This is a genomic window from Streptomyces capoamus, from assembly GCF_014654935.1.
GTDB classification, from domain to species: domain Bacteria; phylum Actinomycetota; class Actinomycetes; order Streptomycetales; family Streptomycetaceae; genus Streptomyces; species Streptomyces capoamus.
This window is the reverse complement of sequence record NZ_BNBF01000050.1, coordinates 4,200-4,451: the sequence shown is the minus strand read 5'-3', so window position 1 is coordinate 4,451 and position 252 is coordinate 4,200. Positions and strand designations below refer to the sequence as shown.

Below are 252 nucleotides of genomic sequence, written 5' to 3'. Positions count from 1 at the left end.
GGGACCGGACAGGACGTCCAGGGCCACGCGGTAGGCGTCGTACCGGTTGTACGGCGCCTCGAACAGCCGGTCCTCGGTGGGCAGGCCCGCCTCGGCCATGGCCCGTCGCCAGCCTTCGACGTGGTCGGAGACCGGGTCGCCGACCGCCGGTGTCTGTGCCGTACCGCCCATGCAGGCGACGTAGTCGTATCCGTGCTCCAGCAGGTGGCGCACGGCGAGCTGGGCGCCGCCGAGGTCGTCGGTCACCACGGC

The 252-nt window shown here is 73.0% G+C and carries 1 pseudogene; it reads right to left on the bottom strand.

Annotated elements, in window-relative coordinates:
* Positions 1–252: pseudogene (locus tag IE312_RS43570) on the bottom strand (LacI family transcriptional regulator); the annotation flags it as partial.